The organism is Streptomyces sp. NPDC046727 (genome assembly GCF_040645635.1).
In the GTDB taxonomy this organism is placed as follows: domain Bacteria; phylum Actinomycetota; class Actinomycetes; order Streptomycetales; family Streptomycetaceae; genus Streptomyces.
In genome coordinates this window covers 1-562 of record NZ_JBEYYR010000107.1, presented here as the reverse complement: position 1 = coordinate 562, position 562 = coordinate 1, and the positions used below count along the sequence as shown (strand labels likewise).

1 protein-coding gene is annotated in these 562 nt (G+C 58.2%); it reads left to right on the top strand.

Annotation, left to right across the window (positions count from 1 at the left end; translation table 11 throughout):
* The coding region (locus ABZ937_RS42880) for a DNA polymerase (protein ID WP_361701135.1) at nucleotides 1-438 on the top strand (438 nt) is incomplete at its 5' end.
* Nucleotides 439-562: the final 124 nt, after the last annotated feature.

The window sequence follows — 562 nt, the reverse complement described above, 5'->3', positions numbered from 1 at the left end:
CAGCGCTATATGGATCTCTACTTCGAGCGTTACCCAGGCGTGCTGGACTACATGGAGCGTACCCGCCAGCAGGCCTCAGAACAGGGCTATGTCAGCACGTTGGATGGTCGCCGTCTGTACCTGCCGGACGTCCGCTCCAGCAATGGCATGCGCCGCAAGGCGGCCGAGCGCGCCGCTATCAACGCCCCGATGCAGGGCACGGCAGCTGATATCATCAAGCGTGCGATGATTGAGGTCGACGCCTGGCTGCAAGGGCAGGAGAAGCCGTTGGTGCGCGCAATCATGCAGGTGCACGATGAATTGGTGTTTGAGGTGCACGAGTCGGTGCTCGAAGAAGCCAGCCAACGTATCCGCCAATTGATGGAAGGCAGTATGACCCTGGCGGTGCCGCTGAAGGTTGACGTGGGCGTCGGCATGAACTGGGATGAGGCGCACTGATCGTCGGGTTATCGCCGGATGCGCTAACTGGCGATAACCTAAGCACTTTTCGTAATTAAGCTACAAGATTCGGCGATAGTTTCCCCAACTTCGCCGTTCTTGCGCCGCACATTGTGTAAGTAAA